Below are 15,883 nucleotides of genomic sequence, written 5' to 3'. Positions count from 1 at the left end.
CGAGTCATATCGGTCCGTGTGGGGCCAGCTTGAGTCTAGCGACGCAAAATTCATTCACTGTCGCCAGGGGAGTCTCGCTGCGGCGGGGCTGAGAGAGCGCCAGGCGCTGACCCTGGAACCTGATCCGGTTCATGCCGGCGGAGGAAGTGCGACATGTCCTATCTGACGTCAGCCGTGCTCGGCGCGGCGCTGCTGTGCTTTGTTTTCCTGGGCCTGCGCGCCCGCCGGGCCGACGGTCCACTCGACGACTACATCACCGCCCGCAACTCCCAATCTGCCGCCACCCTGGGGCTGTCGTTCCTGGCCTCGGGCATGGGGGCGTGGATACTTTTCGCGCCGCCGGAGATCGGCGCCTTCGTCGGTCCGGTGGCGTTGGCGGGGTACGCCATCGGCTCGGCGCTGCCGTTCATCGTGCTGGGACTCTACGGCCCGGCGATCCGCCGTCACCTGCCCGAGGGGCGCAGCATCGGGGAGTTCGCCGAAGTCTGCTACGGCGCCGGCGTGCGGCGCTGGGTGGCGCTGGTCTCGATTCTCTATATGGCCTGTTTTCTCGCCGCCGAGCTGACGGCCATCGGCGCGATCACCGCGCTGCTTTCCGACGTGCCGCCGGCACTGGTGGTGATCGGCGTGGCCGTGACCACCCTGCTCTACACCGCCATCGGTGGCCTGAGGGCGAGCCTGGCCACCGACCGCTGGCAGGCATGGCTGCTGATCGCTTTGCTGCTGGTGGTAGGCGGCGTGGCGCTTGCGCGCCTGCCCGAGATGCCCGCAGGCGCGGCGCTGCCGTCGATTCCCGTCGACGGCGCACTGGGCGTGGCGCTAACGCTGGTCATCGCGGTCACGGCGGCCAACCTGTTCCATCAGGGCTACTGGCAGCGGGTGTGGGCCGCCCGCGACGAGCGTGCGCTCAACCGGGGCGCCTGGCTGGGCGGCGCGACCACCGTGGCGGTGGTCGCGATGGTGGGCGGGCTCGGCATGCTGGCGTCGATGAGCGGCGTGGCACTAGGCGAGCCGCCGATGCCGTTCTTCGCTCTGCTCGGCGAGGCGCCAAGCTGGCTGGCGCTGCCGGCGCTGGTTCTGGCGGTGACCCTGGTTGCCTCCAGCGTCGATACTCTGCAGAACGGCATCGCCTCGCTGGTGGTGGCGGGGTCCGGCAGGCGCGGGTTGCCCATCGGTGCGGCGCGGCTGGTCACGGTAGGGCTAATGGTGCCGGTGGTGATCGTGGCACTTCAGGGCCTCTCGGTGCTGCGGCTGTTCCTGATCGCCGACCTGCTGTGTGCCGCCATCGTGGTGCCGGTTCTGCTGGGACTGTGGCGCCGCATGACGCCGCTGGCCGCGGTGATGGGTGGCGTGGCGGGGCTGCTTGGCGCGATCCTGCCCGGCTGGGTCGCCCAGGGCAGCCTGGCAGCTGGCTTGCTGGCGGCGAGCTTCCCGGGCAGCATCCCCACGCTGCCGCCGTTTCTCGGCGCGTTGGCGGCCTCCACGCTGGTCAGCCTGGCTGTGGCATGGACGGCACCGCATGAGCGTATCCGCACGCAGTGAATTGGCCTCCTGGCCGGTTTGCGCTTAATGAAGTCTCGATCTGTCGTCGCGCCAGCTCCCGGCTGGCGCATTTCTCATTCCTTCTCCAGACCAAAGTCTATTGTTCTATAAGATCCTCGTGCCTAAGCTTTCTTTCGTTGATTATTTTGTTAGAGGTGAGGTAAATATTTTACACTCAACAATGACAATCGTGAGGACGATATGACACAGGAATCCGCGGCAGAGCCGAACCAACTGGCTCGAGTACTGGCCCGCAAGGATGTGCTGGCGCTGGCCTTCGGCGCCATGATCGGCTGGGGTTGGATCGTGCTGACCGGCAGCTGGATCCAGTCCGCAGGAAGCCTGGGCGCGATCACGGCCTTTCTGATCGGTGGCCTGATCATCGTGCTGGTGGGCCTCACCTATGCCGAACTCGCTTCCGCCATGCCCCAGGTAGGCGGCGAGCATGTCTACAGTTATCGCGCCCTGGGCCATTTCGCTTCCTTCCTGTGCACCTGGGCGATCACCCTGGGCTATGTCAGCGTGGTGGCCTTCGAGGCCGTGGCGCTGCCCACCGTCGTCGAGCACCTCTTCCCCCACTATGCCGTGGGGCACTTGTGGACGATTGCCGGCTGGGACGTTCAGGCAACCTGGGTGGCCGTCGGCGTGGCCGGCTCGGTACTGATGATGTGGGTGAACTACGTAGGCATCCGCACCGCGGCGCTGCTGCAGAAGCTGGTGACGCTGCTGATCCTGGTGGTGGGCATCATGTTCATCACCGGCGCGCTCTTCCAGGGTGACACCGCGACCATGGAGCCGCTGTTTTCTGTCGAAGAGGGCGTCGTGGGCGGGATCATGCTGGTGATCATCATGGTGCCGTTCATGTTCGTGGGCTTCGACGTCATCCCACAGGCGGCCGAGGAGATCAACCTGCCTTTTCGCGAGATCGGCCGCGTTCTGATGATTTCGGTGATCATGGCGGTGTTCTGGTATTCGCTGATCATCCTTGGCACCGCGCTGATGCTGAATCCCGAGCAACTGGCCGCCAGTTCCTTGGCCGTGCCGGATGCCATGCAGGCCGTCTTCCAGGCCCCATGGGCGGGCAAGTTGATGATTCTGGCCGGTATCGCCGGTATCGTCACCAGTTGGAACGCCTTCTACGTGGGCGGCTCGCGGGCGATCTACGCGCTGGCTCACTCCGGCATGCTGCCGGCCTGGCTGGGCAAGCTGCATCCCAGGCATCGCACCCCGACCAACGCCATCCTGGTGATGGGAGTGCTTTCGTCGATCGCGCCGTTCTTCGGCCGCCCGGCGCTGGTCTGGCTGGTGGTGGCCGGCGGGCTCGGCATCGTCATCGCTTACCTGTTCGTGGCGATCTCGTTCGTGGTGCTTCGCCGTCGCGAACCGGAGATGCCGCGCCCGTTCCGGGTACGCCAAGGAAAACTGGTGGGCAGCCTGTCAGTGCTGCTCTCGCTGGGGCTCATCGCCCTGTACATGCCGGGCAGTCCCTCTGCCCTGGCTCCCGTCGAATGGTTGTTGTTCGCCGGCTGGATGGGGGGTGGCCTGGTGCTCTACGCTTGGTCACGAAAGCGCTACGGCGTTTCCTATAGCGACCAGATGATGAAGCGGGAACTGGCCGGCGCAGATCCCTACCCGGGACGCTGACCGCCTCGCCGCCCGCTTGCGTGCCCCGCAGGCGGGCCTGGATTTGCCAGAAACCTTCGCAACGACCAACCTCAGGGGGTGCGCAACCGAAACGGAGGCCGCCCCATGAGCGATTCCCCCGATCCTCGTCGTCGTCACTCCGCCCCGGTGGTGGACGGCGTCGGCAAGTCGGCCAGCCGCGCCATGCTGCGCGCGGTGGGTTTTTCCGACGAGGACTTCAGCAAACCCCAGGTGGGCATCGCATCCACCTGGAGCATGGTCACCCCCTGCAACAGCCACATCCACGAGCTGGCCGAGCGTGCCCGCGACGGCGCCGACGCGGCCGGCGGCAAGGGCGTGATTTTCAATACCATCACCATTTCCGACGGCATCGCCAACGGTACCGAAGGCATGAAGTACTCGTTGGTCTCGCGGGAGGTGATCGCCGACTCCATCGAGACGGTGGCCGGCTGCGAGGGGTTCGACGGGTTGGTGGCGATCGGCGGCTGCGACAAGAACATGCCCGGCTGCCTGATGGGCCTGGCGCGGTTGAACCGTCCCAGCGTGTTCGTTTACGGCGGTACCATCAAGCCGGGTGCCAACCATACCGACATCGTCTCGGTGTTCGAGGCCATGGGCGCCCATAGCCGCGGCGATCTTGATCTGATCGAGCTGAAGCAGATCGAGGAGACGGCGATTCCCGGCCCGGGCTCCTGCGGTGGCATGTACACCGCCAACACCATGGCCTCGGCCATCGAGGCGCTGGGCATGAGCCTGCCGGGTAGCTCGGCCCAGGAGGCGGTGTCCCAGGCCAAGCGCGCCGACTGCGAGGCCGCCGGTAGCGCGGTGCTGACGCTGTTGGAGCGCGACATCAAGCCCAGCGACATCATGACCCGCGAGGCCTTCGAGAACGCCATCACCGTGGTCATTGCCTTGGGGGGCTCCACCAATGCGGTGCTGCACCTGATCGCCATGGCCAATACCGTGGGCGTGCCGCTCGCGCTTGCCGATTTCACCGAGATCGGTCGACGCGTACCGGTGCTCGCCGACCTGCGTCCCAGCGGGCGCTACATGATGAGCGAGCTGGTCGAGATCGGCGGCATTCAGCCGCTGATGAAGACCCTGCTCGATGCCGGCCTGCTGCATGGCGACTGCCTTACGGTCACCGGCAGGACGCTGGGCGAGAACCTGGCCGAGGTCTCGCCCTATCCCGACGATCAGCAGATCATTGCCCCGCTGGAAAGCCCCATCAAGCCGGAGAGCCACCTGCGCATCCTGCATGGCAACCTGGCGCCGCAGGGCGCGGTGGCCAAGATTACCGGCAAGGAGGGCACGCGCTTTTCCGGCAGCGCGCGAGTGTTCGGCTCCGAGGAGGAGGCCCAGGCGCGCATCAACGACGGCACGGTCATGGCAGGTGACGTGGTGGTGATCCGCTACGAGGGGCCCAAGGGCGGCCCCGGCATGCGCGAGATGCTCACCCCCACTTCGGCCATCATGGGGCGCGGGCTGGGCGACTCGGTGGCGCTGATTACCGACGGACGTTTCTCGGGAGGCAGCCACGGCTTCGTGGTGGGGCATGTGTCGCCGGAGGCCTTCGACGGCGGGCCGCTGGCGCTGGTGGAGGACGGCGACACCATTACCATCGACGCCGAGGCGGATACCATCGAGCTGCATGTCGACGAGGCGGAGCTCACCCGCCGCGGCGCAGCCTGGCGCCAGCCTGCGCCGCGCTACACACGTGGCGTGCTGGCCAAGTACGCCCGCACAGTCAGTTCGGCCTCCACCGGGGCCGTGACCGACCTGCCCGCGGGGGAGTAAGCCGCCGGTAAGGCGCGGTTGGCTTTTCTCCGGGGCTTGGCTAGCTTGAGGGGGACACGGAGATCGCAACGAGCAAGGAGGCAGCATGCCCAAGAGCGGACCCAAGCAGGCACGCATCGAGCCGATTCGCGATGCCGACGATATCAATCTGCCGGTGACCGGCTGGAATGTCATTGACGAGACGGACCCCGATAACGAGATCGTCGTCTCGGCTCACGACACCGAAGTCGAGGCGCTCAAGGCAGCCGAAGAGTACGAACAGCGCGAGGAGTAGCCCTCTCGTTGCCTCATGGTCACCCCGCATGAAAAAAACGCCTCGCATTCAGCGAGGCGTTCGTTGTTCGGCCGAGCGGCGTACCGTCTCGTGGTGGCGACTAGTAGTTGAGTGCGCCGTCCGGGTCGACGGTATGGTAGACCAGGCGTAGCTCGTCGAGAGAGAGGTGCTCGAGGCGGCCTGCCAGCAGGTCGCTGATCTTCTGTGCCGGAAGCCCGGCGCGTCGAGCGATCTCGCGACAGCCTAGGTCGGAGACGGCGATCAGCCGTGTAACGATGCGCATGAGGCGTGTGCGCTTTTCCAGATCCCTGACATCGAGGTCAGGGATTCTTCGCGGGGGGTCGAGAAGTTCCGCGTTGGAAGAATGTCGTGCCGTACTCATGATGCTCCAGTGGGCGGTTGCGACATCCACATCATGGGGCCATTTCGGCGATTTTGCCAGTACCCATTCGCGACTTTTTCACGATGCCGTGAGAACCGCTGTCCGGCGGGGCCCAACTGACCGACCTTGGTGGGATTGCCGAAAATTTACAAGAACGTAGAAACTGTCGATTAGCCCCTCAGCGCAGGGGCGTGCTAGTTTTTGTCAGGTAAACCGCCGGCTTTGTCCGGTACGTTCCGAGCTACAACCATAAACGATCCGGTTTCAGGACGGAGGATTCCATGCGAGCTCTCAAATTTGCAGCAGCCGCTTCGCTGCTGGCCGTTGCCCCACTGGCGAGTGCCCAGCAACTTTCTATCGCCACCGGGGGTACCGGTGGTACGTATTATCCTTATGGGGGCGGCTTGGCTGAGTTGATCGGCAACCACATCGAGGGCTATGACGCCGTGGCCGAGGTCACAGGCGCCTCGGTAGAGAACATGGGCCTGGTCTGGCGCGGCGATTCCGACCTCGCCCTGGCGCTGGCCGATACCGTCTATCAGGCCTATAACGGCACCGGTGACTTCGAGGGGCGCGAGCTGGAGAACATTCGCGCGTTGGCCTCGATCTATCCCAATGCCGTTCAGATCGTCACGCTGGCGGACTCCGGCATCGAGTCGTTAGCCGACCTCAAGGGCAAGACGGTCTCCGTCGGCGCCCCCGGCAGTGGCACCGAGCTCAATGCCCGGGCCCTGCTCGAGGCCAACGGCATCACCTATGAGGATTTCGATCCGCGCCGTCTCAACTTCAACGAAACGGCTGACGCCATTCGTGATGGCGACATCGATGCCGGCTTCTGGAGCGTGGGTCCGCCCACCAGCTCGATCATGAACCTGGCCACTACCCGTGATATCCGCCTGATCGGTCTGAGTCAGGAGGAGATCGACAAGGCCAAGGAAGCCGAGCCCGTGTTCGCCGCGTACCAGCTCAAGGCGGGACTCTATGAAGGAATGGACGAGGCCGTGCAGAGCATTGGCATTCCCAACGTTCTGGCGGTGAGCAGCGAGATGGACGAGGAACTCGCTTACCAGATCACCAAGGTGCTGTTCGAGCAGACCGACGAACTCATCGCCATCCACCCGGCCGCCAACGACACCACGGTGGAGTTCAGCGTGGAATCGACCCCGGTACCCTTCCATCCGGGAGCGCTGCGCTATTACGAGGAAGTGGGCGCCGAGATCGCGGATCATCAGCGTCCCTGACGCGACATGAGCGTGTTACGCCTGAACGCAGGGCGGGCCTGGCTGCCCGCCCTGCTGTTTTGCATGAGCCTGGCGGCAGTCAGCCAGGTGGCCGCTGCCGATGAGGCCGTGCTGGAGGTCGTGAGGAGCGATGACGAGCGTCTGGTGAGTCTGCCGATGCCCGAAGGCGAGGGCTGGTGCCTGGAGTGGAATCACTCTGTCGAGGGTTTCCCGGTGCTGGACTGTTATCGTCACCGCGACGGACGCATGGTCCTGGAACGCAGCCACTTGCCCGATTTCGCCGCAGGGCTGGATCATATCCCGGGAAGGGGGATTCAGGTTTCCGATGGCGAGGGCGGTTATTGGATCGAGAATATCGACGAGGCGGTGCCGGGCAACGCCTACCGCCTGCGGGTAGGCTCGATGCGCGTCGACCATCGCCTGGTGATCGACAATACCCGTATCAGCCTGAGCAGTCTGGCCGAGAACCAACGGGTGACGATCCGACTGACCCTGACTCCCGACGCCTCCGAGGCACGACAAACCCAGTGAGAGAACCACAATGAGCGATACGGGAACCTCCCCTGTCATTCCCGGCAGCCAGGCGAACCATTCCCGCCCGGTGCTGTGGCTGATCACCCTGGTGGCGGTGGGGCTGTCGCTGTTCCAGCTCTACTCCGCCGGCATCGAGCCGCTGGGCCTGTTCTATCAGCGCAGCATCCATCTGATGATGATCATGATGCTGGCCTTTCTGATGTTTCCGCTGCTCGGGCCCAAGCACGACCGCGGCATCGTCACGGGGCTGATCGATACGGTCTTCTTCGCCGGTGCGTTGCTGACCGGTGGCTATCTGGTGCTCTTCCTCGACGAGATCATCAACCGCGCCGGGTTCTGGAGTCAGACCGACATCCTGGTCGGCTGCATCGCCACGCTGACCGTGCTGGAGGCAGCGCGGCGAGCCGTGGGGCTGGGCATGACGGTGATCGGCATCATCGCGATCCTGTATGCCTTTGCCGGCCCGCGCGGCGAGCTGCCTTGGCTGGGCGCGTTCCTGCCCGGCATTCTCGAACATCGCGGTTACAACCTGGACCGGCTGGTGGGTCAGCTCTATCTGGGCCAGGAGGGGATATTCGGCCTGCCCATGGGCGTGGCTGCCACCTACATCTTCATCTTCGTGCTGTTCGGCGCTTTCCTCGAAATCACCGGCGCCGGCAAGTTCTTCATCGACCTGGCCTATGCCGCCACCGGGCGCCAGCGCGGCGGGCCGGCCAAGGCTGCGGTCATCGCCTCGGCCGGCATGGGGTCGATCTCGGGCAGTGCCATCGCCAACGTGGTGACCACCGGGGCCTTCACCATTCCGTTGATGAAGCGCCTGGGCTACAAGCCTCACCAGGCAGGCGGCATCGAGGCGGCCGCCTCCACTGGCGGCCAGATCATGCCACCGCTGATGGGCGCCGGGGCCTTCCTGATTGCCGAATATACCCGGATGCCCTATCTCGAGATCGTCAAGGTCAGCATTCTGCCGGCGATCATGTACTTTTCCACCGTCTATCTTTTCGTACACATCATCGCCCTCAAGCAGGGCATGCAGGGTATGGCGCGCTCCGAGCTGCCCCAAATGCGCGACGTGATGCAGGAAGGCTGGCACTTCCTGCTGCCGCTGCTGGTGTTGGTATGGCTGCTGGTGATGAACATGTCGCCGATGCGGGTAGGCTACTATGCCATCCTCACCATGCTGGCCGTGGCGGTGTTGCGCTTCGCTGTATGGTTCCTGTTCATCGCTCCGCGCAACGGCCAGAAAGTGACCGCCGAGACGCTGCGAGAGGCCGTGAAAGCGGGCCTGATCAAGCTCGTTGGCGGTCTCGAGCTGGGCGCACGCAACGCGGTGGCCGTCTCCATGGCCTGTGCCGTGGCCGGCATCATCGTCGGCGTGGTGGGCCTCACCGGGCTGGGCTTGAAGTTCTCCTCCATGATGATGGCCTTCTCCGGCGGTAACCTGCTGCTGGCGCTGGTCATGGTGCTGCTGGCCAGCCTGGTGCTGGGCATGGGCCTTCCGGTCACCGCCAGCTACATCGTGCTGATCGTGCTGGTGGGGCCGGCACTGACGGCTGAGTTCGGCGTGCCGCTGCTGATCGCTCACCTCGTGGTGTTCTGGTACTCGCAGGACTCCAACGTGACCCCGCCCATTGCGCTGGCAGGCTTTGCCGGTGCGGCGATTGCGGGGGCCAAGCCCATGGACACCGGCTTCCAGGCCTGGAAGTTCGCCAAGGGGCTCTATCTGATCCCACTGTTCATGGTCTACAACCCGGAAATCATCATGGGGGGCTCGATACCGGTGCTGGTATGGACGGCTGTCATAGGCTTCCTGGCGCTGGGCGCCTTCGCCGCGGCCCTGGAGGGGTTCCTCTTCACCTGGATGTCGTGGCCGGTACGCCTGGTGTTGTTGCCGGCGATCGTGGCGGCCTTCTATCCCAACCTGATGCTGGAAGTCGCTGGCGTCGTCGTGATGATTCTGGCGATGGGCGGCAACTGGCTGGCCAGTCGGCGCGAGGCCAACGTTGCCGGAGCAGGACCGGCCTGAGCGATGTGGTCGATTGCGGGCGGACAGCTTCTGCCCGATTGGTCAAGATGACGGCGCCTGCGGGCGCCGTTAGAATACTCGCCCTTCGAATTCTCTGCGCTACTTCCGGGAGCCGCACATGCAGTCCAACGAGCAGCCACGCGTAGGCGTGATCATGGGGTCGAAGTCCGACTGGCCGGTCATGGAGCACGCGGTGGCGATGCTGGAGCGCCTGGGGGTCCCGCATGAAACTCGCGTGGTCTCGGCCCACCGCACGCCGGATCTGCTGTTCGACTATGCCAAGGGCGCTGCCGAGCGTGGCCTGCAGGTGATCGTCGCCGGCGCCGGCGGCGCCGCCCACCTGCCGGGCATGGTGGCCTCCCAGACGGCGCTGCCGGTACTCGGCGTGCCGGTGGAGTCCAAGGCTCTCAAGGGGCTCGACTCGCTGCTCTCGATCGTGCAGATGCCCGGTGGCATCGCCGTGGGTACGCTGGCCATCGGCAAGGCCGGGGCGACCAACGCCGGCCTGCTGGCGGCGCAGATCGTGGGTCTGCAGGATGCCAAGGTGCGGGCTGCCGTGGAGGCGTTCCGCGCCGAGCAGACTCAAGCCGTGCTCGACAATCCCGACCCGCGTCCCCAGCCCGAATGAGGTGCCCGACATGAATATCGGCGTACTCGGTGCCGGCCAGCTCGGCCGCATGCTGGCCCTGGCCGGCTATCCGCTGGCCAATCGCTTCACTTTCCTCGACACCACCGGTCACCCCAGCGCCGGGATCGGTGAGGTCATGATATACACCGATCAACACCATTTGCTCGACGACTTCCTGGCCAAGGTCGACCTGGTCACCTACGAGTTCGAGCATCTGCCGGTGGCGCTGGTCCAGGCCATCGAGGAAGTCAAGCCGGTCTATCCCTGCAGTGAGGCGATCCGCATCTGCCAGAACCGCGCCGAGGAGAAGGCGCTGTTCGACCGGCTGGGCATTCCCACCCCGGCCTACCGCATCGTGGAGAGCGCCGAGGCGCTGGAAGCAGCGGCCCGCGAGCTGGGCACGCCGGTGGTGGCCAAGTCGGTCACTGAGGGCTACGACGGCAAGGGGCAGGCCGTGCTGCGCGACCCGGGCGAGGCGGCCGAGGCCTGGCGTTCGATCAACCATCCCAAGCTGATCGTCGAGGCCTTCGTCGATTTCGTGCGCGAGGTGTCGATCATCGCCGTGCGTGGGCGCGATGGGGAGGTGGCCTTCTACCCCATGGCCGAGAACCTGCACGTGGACGGCATTCTGCGCTATTCGCTGGCGCCGATGCCGGACCTCGACGACGCGGTGCAGCAGACCGCCGACGGCTATATCCGTGCGCTGCTCGACGAGCTCGACTACGTCGGCGTGTTGACCCTGGAGCTGTTCCAGACCCGTGACGGCAAGCTGCTGGCCAACGAGATGGCGCCGCGGGTGCACAACTCCGGCCACTGGACCATGGACGGCGCGGTGACCAGCCAGTTCGAGAATCACCTGCGCGCGATCCAGGGCCTGCCGTTGGGCGACACCTCGGCGCGGCAACCTACCTGCATGGTCAACGTGATCGGCCAGGAGGGCAACCCGGCGGCGATACTCGCCATTACCGATGCCCACCTGCATCGCTATGACAAGAGCGAGCGCCCCGGGCGCAAGCTCGGCCACGTCAATCTGGTGGCCGAAAGTCACGCTGAACTGCTGGAGAAGGTGCACGCCTGCGCCTGGCTGCTGCCCGAGGCGCCGGAGCCGCGTTTCAGCTTCGAGGACGCGTTCCGTCAGGGCAACCTGTAACGCCGCAAGACGTAACGCAGCAGGCCCCGCCAATGGCGGGGCCTGCTGCGTTTGGGGCAGTGCTCGAGCGATTCGGCAGCGATTGGCTCGAGCATGTGACGACTCTCAGGCGCCGATGATGCCGCCGTCCTCGCGGCTGATCACCAGCGTGGCCGAGCGCGGAATGGCGTTGCCGCCATCCGGCCAGTGGCTGGTCAGCTCGCCCGCGGCGAACGCCTCGGCCGAGGTGGTGGCGCCGGGGTGCTGCACGTTGATAAACAGGGTGCGTTGGTCGGGCGTCATGGCGATGCCGGTGATCTCTTGGCCGATGGGACCGGTGAGGAAGCGCTTGAGCTCGCCGGTCTCGGGGTTGGCGACGAGCATCTGGTTGTTGCCGAACACCTCGTGTTCGCCCTGATTCACTACCGATTCACTGATGTCGGTCTGGATCCACACGCGGCGGTCGGGATCGATCCACAGCCCGTCGGGGGAGGCCAGCATGGCATCCTGATCGAGCGGTTCGCCGCTCAGGTCGCGACCGCTCTCCTGGTCGCCCGCCAGCAGGAAGATGTCCCACTGGAATTGCTCGGCCGCATGGGTGCCGGTCTCCTGCCAGCGAATGATGTGGCCGAAGTGGTTTTCGGCGCGGGGGTTGGCGGCGTCGACTTGCTCCTCGCTGCGGCGAGTGTTGTTGGTCAGGGTGAAGTAGACCTGACCGGTGGCGGGGTCGACCGCGCCCCATTCGGGGCGATCCATCTTGGTCGCCCCGACGTGGTCGGCGGCGCTGCGGGCGTTGACCAGGATGTCGGCCAGGTCGGCGAAGCCGTTCTCCGGCGTCAGGCCATTCACGCCCGGGGCCAGCGCCAGCCATTCGCCGCTGCCATCGTCGTTGAAACGGGCCACGTAGAGCGTGCCTTCATCGAGCAGCGAGCCGTCGGCGCTGGCGGCCTGATAGGGGCGGGCCGAGACGAACTTGTAGATGTATTCGAAGCGGGCATCGTCACCGGAATAGCAGACCACCGGTTGGCCTTCCACGGCGGGGGCGAAGACCACGCCCTCGTGGGCGAAGCGACCGAGGTGGGTGCGCTTGACCGGTGTGCTCGCGGGGTCGTAGGGATCGATCTCCACCATATAGCCGAAGCCGTGGGGTTCGTTACGGTAATCGTCGCTGGGCGAGGCGCCGCGGGCAGTGGCATCGAAACGCACGAATTCATCGGCGCCACCTTGGGCCTTGTGCCATTGATAGCGCCCCTCGGCGCGTGTGGTGATGCCGTAGCGGGCCTGGCGGCGGTCGATCTCGGCGTCCTCGTTGGCGAAGTAGCCGGCCCAGTTCTCCTCGGAGGCAAGGTAAGTGTTCCATGGCGTGACGCCGTTGGCGCAGTTGTTGAGGGTGCCGCGGGTCATGCTGCCGTCGGGGCTGTACTTCGTCATGACGTGTTCGGTGCCGGCCACGGGGCCCGCCAGGCGCATCGGAGTCAGGCCGGTAATGCGGCGGTTATGGTCGTCCTCGACCACCTGCCACTGGCCGTCGTCGCCCTGATGCACCCGGACCACCGAGACGCCGTGGGCGTTGAGTTCCTTGCGCACCTGGTCGGCGTCGCGGGAGCCGTCCTCGCGCTGCGGAAAGCCCTCGGAGTCGAGCGCCAGGCCGCTGGCCGCGGCGTGCAGAAAGCGAGGCTCGACATATTCGTGATTGAGTACCAGCAGACCATCACGGGAACTGCTTTCCAGCGGGAAGAAGTGCATGCCGTCGTGGTGGCTGCCCACTTGGTGGGCCTGGTCGTCACCGCTGGCCTCAGGCGAGGCGGCCGGCATGTTGCCGCTGATGGGCGTGCCCCACGGAATGAAGGTCTGTACCCGGTAGCCCTCCGGTACCACGACGTTGTCGCCGGTACCGACCGGAATCGCCTGGAAACCGATGCTCGGTGACGGTGCGCCATTGCCTGCGGCCAAGGCGCGGCCGAAGGGCAGGCTGGTGGCCATGGCGGCGGCGACCGCCGCGGCCAGGCTGCCGCGCAGCAGCGTGCGGCGACTCATGCGTGCCTCGAGGATGTCGCCGAAATAGGCGTTGCGGGAAGCATTGCTCGCCGGTTCGTCGCCGGCGGCGAGGATCGGGTCGACGTACCCGGGCTTGTACGACTGGTCCATGAGTGGCCTCGTGCGGGATGGGAGATCGAATGAACCCCCGATCTTGGTAGCGCGATGTTGCATCGGCATGAACGAATGGAGGCGGTTTGGTGACGCCTGGAAAGAATAACCGAATTGCGTTGAGAGACTGCCTCGCCAAACCTGGCGGAATCGAGTCATGATAGGGCGGCGACAACAACAACCGACTCGGACCCCGGCATGTCCCTCCCCCTGCAGGAACAACGCGAGCACGACGTGGCAGCGCTTTCGGATGTCTCTCACCGCCGTCAACTGGCCCATGAGCAGGTGCGCCTGCTCTACGAGCGTTTGTGGCAGCCGGTGCTGGCCAGTACGTTGGCGGCTTGCCTGCTGGTGGGGGCCATGTGGTCGGTCATACCGCCGAGCTATCTGGTGGGCTGGCTGACTGCGCTGATCGTGGTGTCGGGCGGTCGCCTGTGGCTGGCCTGGCATTATCAGCGCCAGCCGGCGAAGCGGCGGCTTCGGCGGCGCTGGCTGTACCGGTTTGCCTGGGGTGCCGGCATTGCCGGGGTGCTATGGGGGATGGCCGGCGCGTCGATGTTCACCATGGAGCACCATGGACAGCTAGCGGCGCTGGCGATCGTGTTGACCGGGATAGCTGCCGGCGGCGTCACCACGCTCTCATCGGTGGCGTGGATGGCGCCGCTGTTCGTACTGCCGACCATGCTGCCGCTGCTGGGTCAGCTGCTGCTTCAGGGCACTTCCCTCTCCTTGCTGCTGGCCGCCATGGTCATGCTCTTTCTGGGGCTGGTGCTGACGATCAACCGGCGGCTGCATCGCACCATATCCGACAACATCTCCCTGCGCCTCATCGTCTCTTCGCGCGAGCGGCAGCTGCGTGTCAGCGAGGCGCGCTACCGCGCCATTTTCCGCCATACGCCATTGGGCGTGCTGCACTTCGATCGCGAGGGGCAAGTGGTCGACTGCAACGAGATGTGCCTCGATATCCTCGGTACCAGCCGTCAGCGCCTGCTGGGGATGAATCTGCTGACGCAGCTCAATGACGAGCGCGTGACCGGAGCGATACGCGACGCTCTGGAGAGCGGCACCGGCTATTTCGAAGGCACCTATCGCACCGTGGTCAGCGGCAAGCAGACGCCGCTGCGTGCCTTCTACAGCGCGTTGCGCAACGAGGCGGGCGAGGTGGTGGGAGGCGTGGCGATTCTCGAGGACTTCACCGAGCGCAAGCTGGCCGAGGAGACCATCCATCGTCAGGCCTACTTCGACCCGCTCACCGAGCTGCCCAATCGGCGCCTGCTGATCGAGACGCTGGCGTCGACCATTCGCGACCGGCGCGACGATGGCCGCGTCGGGCTGGTAATGTTCCTCGACCTGGATCGTTTCAAGATCATCAATGACACCCTGGGACACGCGGTCGGCGACGAGCTGCTGCGTCAGGTCAGCAAGCGCCTGTTGCTGAGCCTCGACAAGGAGGCCATGGCGGCGCGCCTCAGCGGCGACGAGTTCGTGGTATTGATGCCGGCTCTGAGCGCCGATCGCGAAGCCGAGCTGCGCCGGGCCGAGCACCGTGCCGAGCGTCTGCTTTCGACCCTGCGTCGGGCCTACGACCTGGGCGGACAGCACATCAGCGTGACGCCTAGCATCGGCTACACGCTGTTCCCGCTGGGCGACGAGGATGTGGGCGACGTGCTGCGTCATGCCGACACCGCCATGTACCAGGCCAAGATGAAGGGACGAGCGCAGATCTGCGGCTACGAGCCCTCCATGCAGACTCAGATGAGTTGGCGCCTGGAGATGGAGCAGGCGCTGCGGCTGGCACTGGTCGAGGAGCAGCTCAGCATCGCCTTCCAACCCCAGCTCGACGAAAGTGAACGGGTCATCGGTGGGGAGGCGCTGATGCGCTGGCACCATCCCCGACATGGCTGGATCTCGCCCGAAGTGTTCATTGCCATTGCCGAGGAGAGCGACCTGATCGTCGAACTCGAGACCTGGATGCTGGATCGCTGCTGCGAACTGTTGTCGCGTCTGCCGGTCGACGTCCTGCCTCGTCTGTCGGTCAATATCAGCGTGCGCCATTTCACCCAGCCCGGCTTCGTCGAAGGGCTTACCTGGGTCACTGGTACCCATGGCATCGACCCGGCACGGCTGGTCGTGGAGCTGACCGAGAGCATCATGATCGACGGCGTGGCGGATGCCGTCGAGCGTATGCGGGCGCTCAAGCGGCTGGGAGTGCACCTGGCCCTGGACGATTTCGGCACGGGATTTTCATCGCTTGCCTATCTCAAGTCGCTGCCGCTGGACGAGCTCAAGATCGATCGCAGCTTCGTCAGCAATCTCGATGCCGACGGCAGCGATGCCGCCATCGTCGAAACGATCCTGTCCATGGCCCAGCACCTCGGCATCGATGTCGTGGCGGAGGGGGTGGAGAACAGGGCGCAGCGGGATTTCCTGTTGATGCGAGGCTGTCGTCTGTTTCAGGGGTTCTTCTTTCATCGCCCGATGCCGCTCGAAGACTTCGAGCGGCTATTGGCCGAGCGTGTGGGGTCGGATGCCGTTTGA

At 65.4% G+C, this 15,883-nt stretch carries 12 protein-coding genes and 1 riboswitch; of the genes, 10 read left to right on the top strand and 2 right to left on the bottom strand.

Annotation, left to right across the window (positions count from 1 at the left end):
* The first annotated feature begins 55 nt into the window (after positions 1 to 55).
* A riboswitch (TPP riboswitch) is annotated at positions 56 to 164 on the top strand.
* The 4 genes from HNO53_RS17155 to HNO53_RS17140 all read left to right on the top strand — a co-directional run bounded on the left by HNO53_RS17155 (position 154) and on the right by HNO53_RS17140 (position 5,257).
* Complete coding sequence (locus HNO53_RS17155; RefSeq protein WP_209473801.1) at positions 154 to 1,542, top strand: sodium:solute symporter family transporter; 1,389 nt, start codon at positions 154 to 156, stop codon at positions 1,540 to 1,542. It overlaps the preceding riboswitch by 11 nt.
* Before the next feature lie 201 nt (positions 1,543 to 1,743).
* Positions 1,744 to 3,186 (top strand): APC family permease, encoded by a 1,443-nt coding sequence (locus HNO53_RS17150; RefSeq protein WP_209473800.1) that lies wholly within the window; start codon positions 1,744 to 1,746, stop codon positions 3,184 to 3,186.
* A 105-nt stretch (positions 3,187 to 3,291) separates the two neighbouring features.
* The gene (gene ilvD / locus HNO53_RS17145) at positions 3,292 to 4,983 is read left to right on the top strand and encodes a dihydroxy-acid dehydratase (protein WP_209473799.1); all 1,692 of its coding nucleotides are present in this window, start codon (positions 3,292 to 3,294) and stop codon (positions 4,981 to 4,983) included.
* 85 nt (positions 4,984 to 5,068) lie between these two features.
* Positions 5,069 to 5,257 (top strand): hypothetical protein, encoded by a 189-nt coding sequence (locus tag HNO53_RS17140; RefSeq protein ID WP_209473798.1) that lies wholly within the window; start codon positions 5,069 to 5,071, stop codon positions 5,255 to 5,257.
* 100 nt (positions 5,258 to 5,357) lie between these two features.
* Here HNO53_RS17140 and HNO53_RS21615 read toward each other — a convergent pair whose 3' ends face one another.
* Positions 5,358 to 5,639, bottom strand: a complete 282-nt coding sequence (locus HNO53_RS21615) for an XRE family transcriptional regulator (protein ID WP_209473797.1) — start codon at positions 5,637 to 5,639, stop codon at positions 5,358 to 5,360.
* A gap of 281 nt (positions 5,640 to 5,920) precedes the next feature.
* On the opposite strand from HNO53_RS21615, the gene HNO53_RS17130 reads away from it, so the two are divergent.
* From HNO53_RS17130 to HNO53_RS17110, 5 genes are all read left to right on the top strand, one after another.
* Positions 5,921 to 6,880 carry a TAXI family TRAP transporter solute-binding subunit gene (locus HNO53_RS17130; RefSeq protein WP_209473796.1) on the top strand — a complete coding sequence of 320 codons (960 nt, stop codon included), beginning with the start codon at positions 5,921 to 5,923 and terminating at the stop codon, positions 6,878 to 6,880.
* Between the two features lie 6 nt (positions 6,881 to 6,886).
* Entirely contained in the window at positions 6,887 to 7,411 is a 525-nt protein-coding gene (locus tag HNO53_RS17125; RefSeq protein ID WP_240549015.1) for a DUF1850 domain-containing protein, read from the top strand.
* A gap of 10 nt (positions 7,412 to 7,421) precedes the next feature.
* Entirely contained in the window at positions 7,422 to 9,440 is a 2,019-nt protein-coding gene (locus HNO53_RS17120) for a TRAP transporter permease (protein ID WP_209473795.1), read from the top strand.
* 118 nt (positions 9,441 to 9,558) lie between these two features.
* Positions 9,559 to 10,068 carry a 5-(carboxyamino)imidazole ribonucleotide mutase gene (purE, locus tag HNO53_RS17115; protein WP_209473794.1) on the top strand — a complete coding sequence of 170 codons (510 nt, stop codon included), beginning with the start codon at positions 9,559 to 9,561 and terminating at the stop codon, positions 10,066 to 10,068.
* Positions 10,069 to 10,078: 10 nt separating this feature from the next.
* Complete coding sequence (locus tag HNO53_RS17110; protein WP_209473793.1) at positions 10,079 to 11,218, top strand: 5-(carboxyamino)imidazole ribonucleotide synthase; 1,140 nt, start codon at positions 10,079 to 10,081, stop codon at positions 11,216 to 11,218.
* 105 nt (positions 11,219 to 11,323) lie between these two features.
* Here HNO53_RS17110 and HNO53_RS17105 read toward each other — a convergent pair whose 3' ends face one another.
* On the bottom strand, positions 11,324 to 13,345 hold the full coding sequence (locus tag HNO53_RS17105) for a PhoX family protein (RefSeq protein ID WP_209473792.1): 2,022 nt from the start codon (positions 13,343 to 13,345) through the stop codon (positions 11,324 to 11,326).
* A gap of 198 nt (positions 13,346 to 13,543) precedes the next feature.
* Here HNO53_RS17105 and HNO53_RS17100 point away from each other — a divergent pair, with 198 nt between their 5' ends.
* Entirely contained in the window at positions 13,544 to 15,883 is a 2,340-nt protein-coding gene (locus HNO53_RS17100; protein ID WP_209473791.1) for a putative bifunctional diguanylate cyclase/phosphodiesterase, read from the top strand.

Origin of the sequence: Billgrantia antri, from assembly GCF_017868935.1 — a bacterium.
GTDB classification, from domain to species: Bacteria; Pseudomonadota; Gammaproteobacteria; order Pseudomonadales; family Halomonadaceae; genus Halomonas; species Halomonas antri.
Note: the sequence above shows the minus strand (reverse complement) of the source record. Positions and strands in the feature narration are given on the sequence as shown.

What these genes read in the sequence shown, in the direction of transcription:
- HNO53_RS17130 (WP_209473796.1), top strand. Translation starts at nt 5,921, where the DNA reads ATGCGAGCTCTCAAATTTGCAGCAGCCGCTTCGCTGCTGGCCGTTGCC.
- HNO53_RS17140 (WP_209473798.1), top strand. Translation starts at nt 5,069, where the DNA reads ATGCCCAAGAGCGGACCCAAGCAGGCACGCATCGAGCCGATTCGCGAT.
- HNO53_RS17110 (WP_209473793.1), top strand. Translation starts at nt 10,079, where the DNA reads ATGAATATCGGCGTACTCGGTGCCGGCCAGCTCGGCCGCATGCTGGCC.
- HNO53_RS17155 (WP_209473801.1), top strand. Translation starts at nt 154, where the DNA reads ATGTCCTATCTGACGTCAGCCGTGCTCGGCGCGGCGCTGCTGTGCTTT.
- HNO53_RS17100 (WP_209473791.1), top strand. Translation starts at nt 13,544, where the DNA reads ATGTCCCTCCCCCTGCAGGAACAACGCGAGCACGACGTGGCAGCGCTT.
- ilvD (WP_209473799.1), top strand. Translation starts at nt 3,292, where the DNA reads ATGAGCGATTCCCCCGATCCTCGTCGTCGTCACTCCGCCCCGGTGGTG.
- HNO53_RS17120 (WP_209473795.1), top strand. Translation starts at nt 7,422, where the DNA reads ATGAGCGATACGGGAACCTCCCCTGTCATTCCCGGCAGCCAGGCGAAC.
- HNO53_RS17125 (WP_240549015.1), top strand. Translation starts at nt 6,887, where the DNA reads ATGAGCGTGTTACGCCTGAACGCAGGGCGGGCCTGGCTGCCCGCCCTG.
- HNO53_RS17150 (WP_209473800.1), top strand. Translation starts at nt 1,744, where the DNA reads ATGACACAGGAATCCGCGGCAGAGCCGAACCAACTGGCTCGAGTACTG.
- purE (WP_209473794.1), top strand. Translation starts at nt 9,559, where the DNA reads ATGCAGTCCAACGAGCAGCCACGCGTAGGCGTGATCATGGGGTCGAAG.
- HNO53_RS17105 (WP_209473792.1), bottom strand. Translation starts at nt 13,345, where the DNA reads ATGGACCAGTCGTACAAGCCCGGGTACGTCGACCCGATCCTCGCCGCC.
- HNO53_RS21615 (WP_209473797.1), bottom strand. Translation starts at nt 5,639, where the DNA reads ATGAGTACGGCACGACATTCTTCCAACGCGGAACTTCTCGACCCCCCG.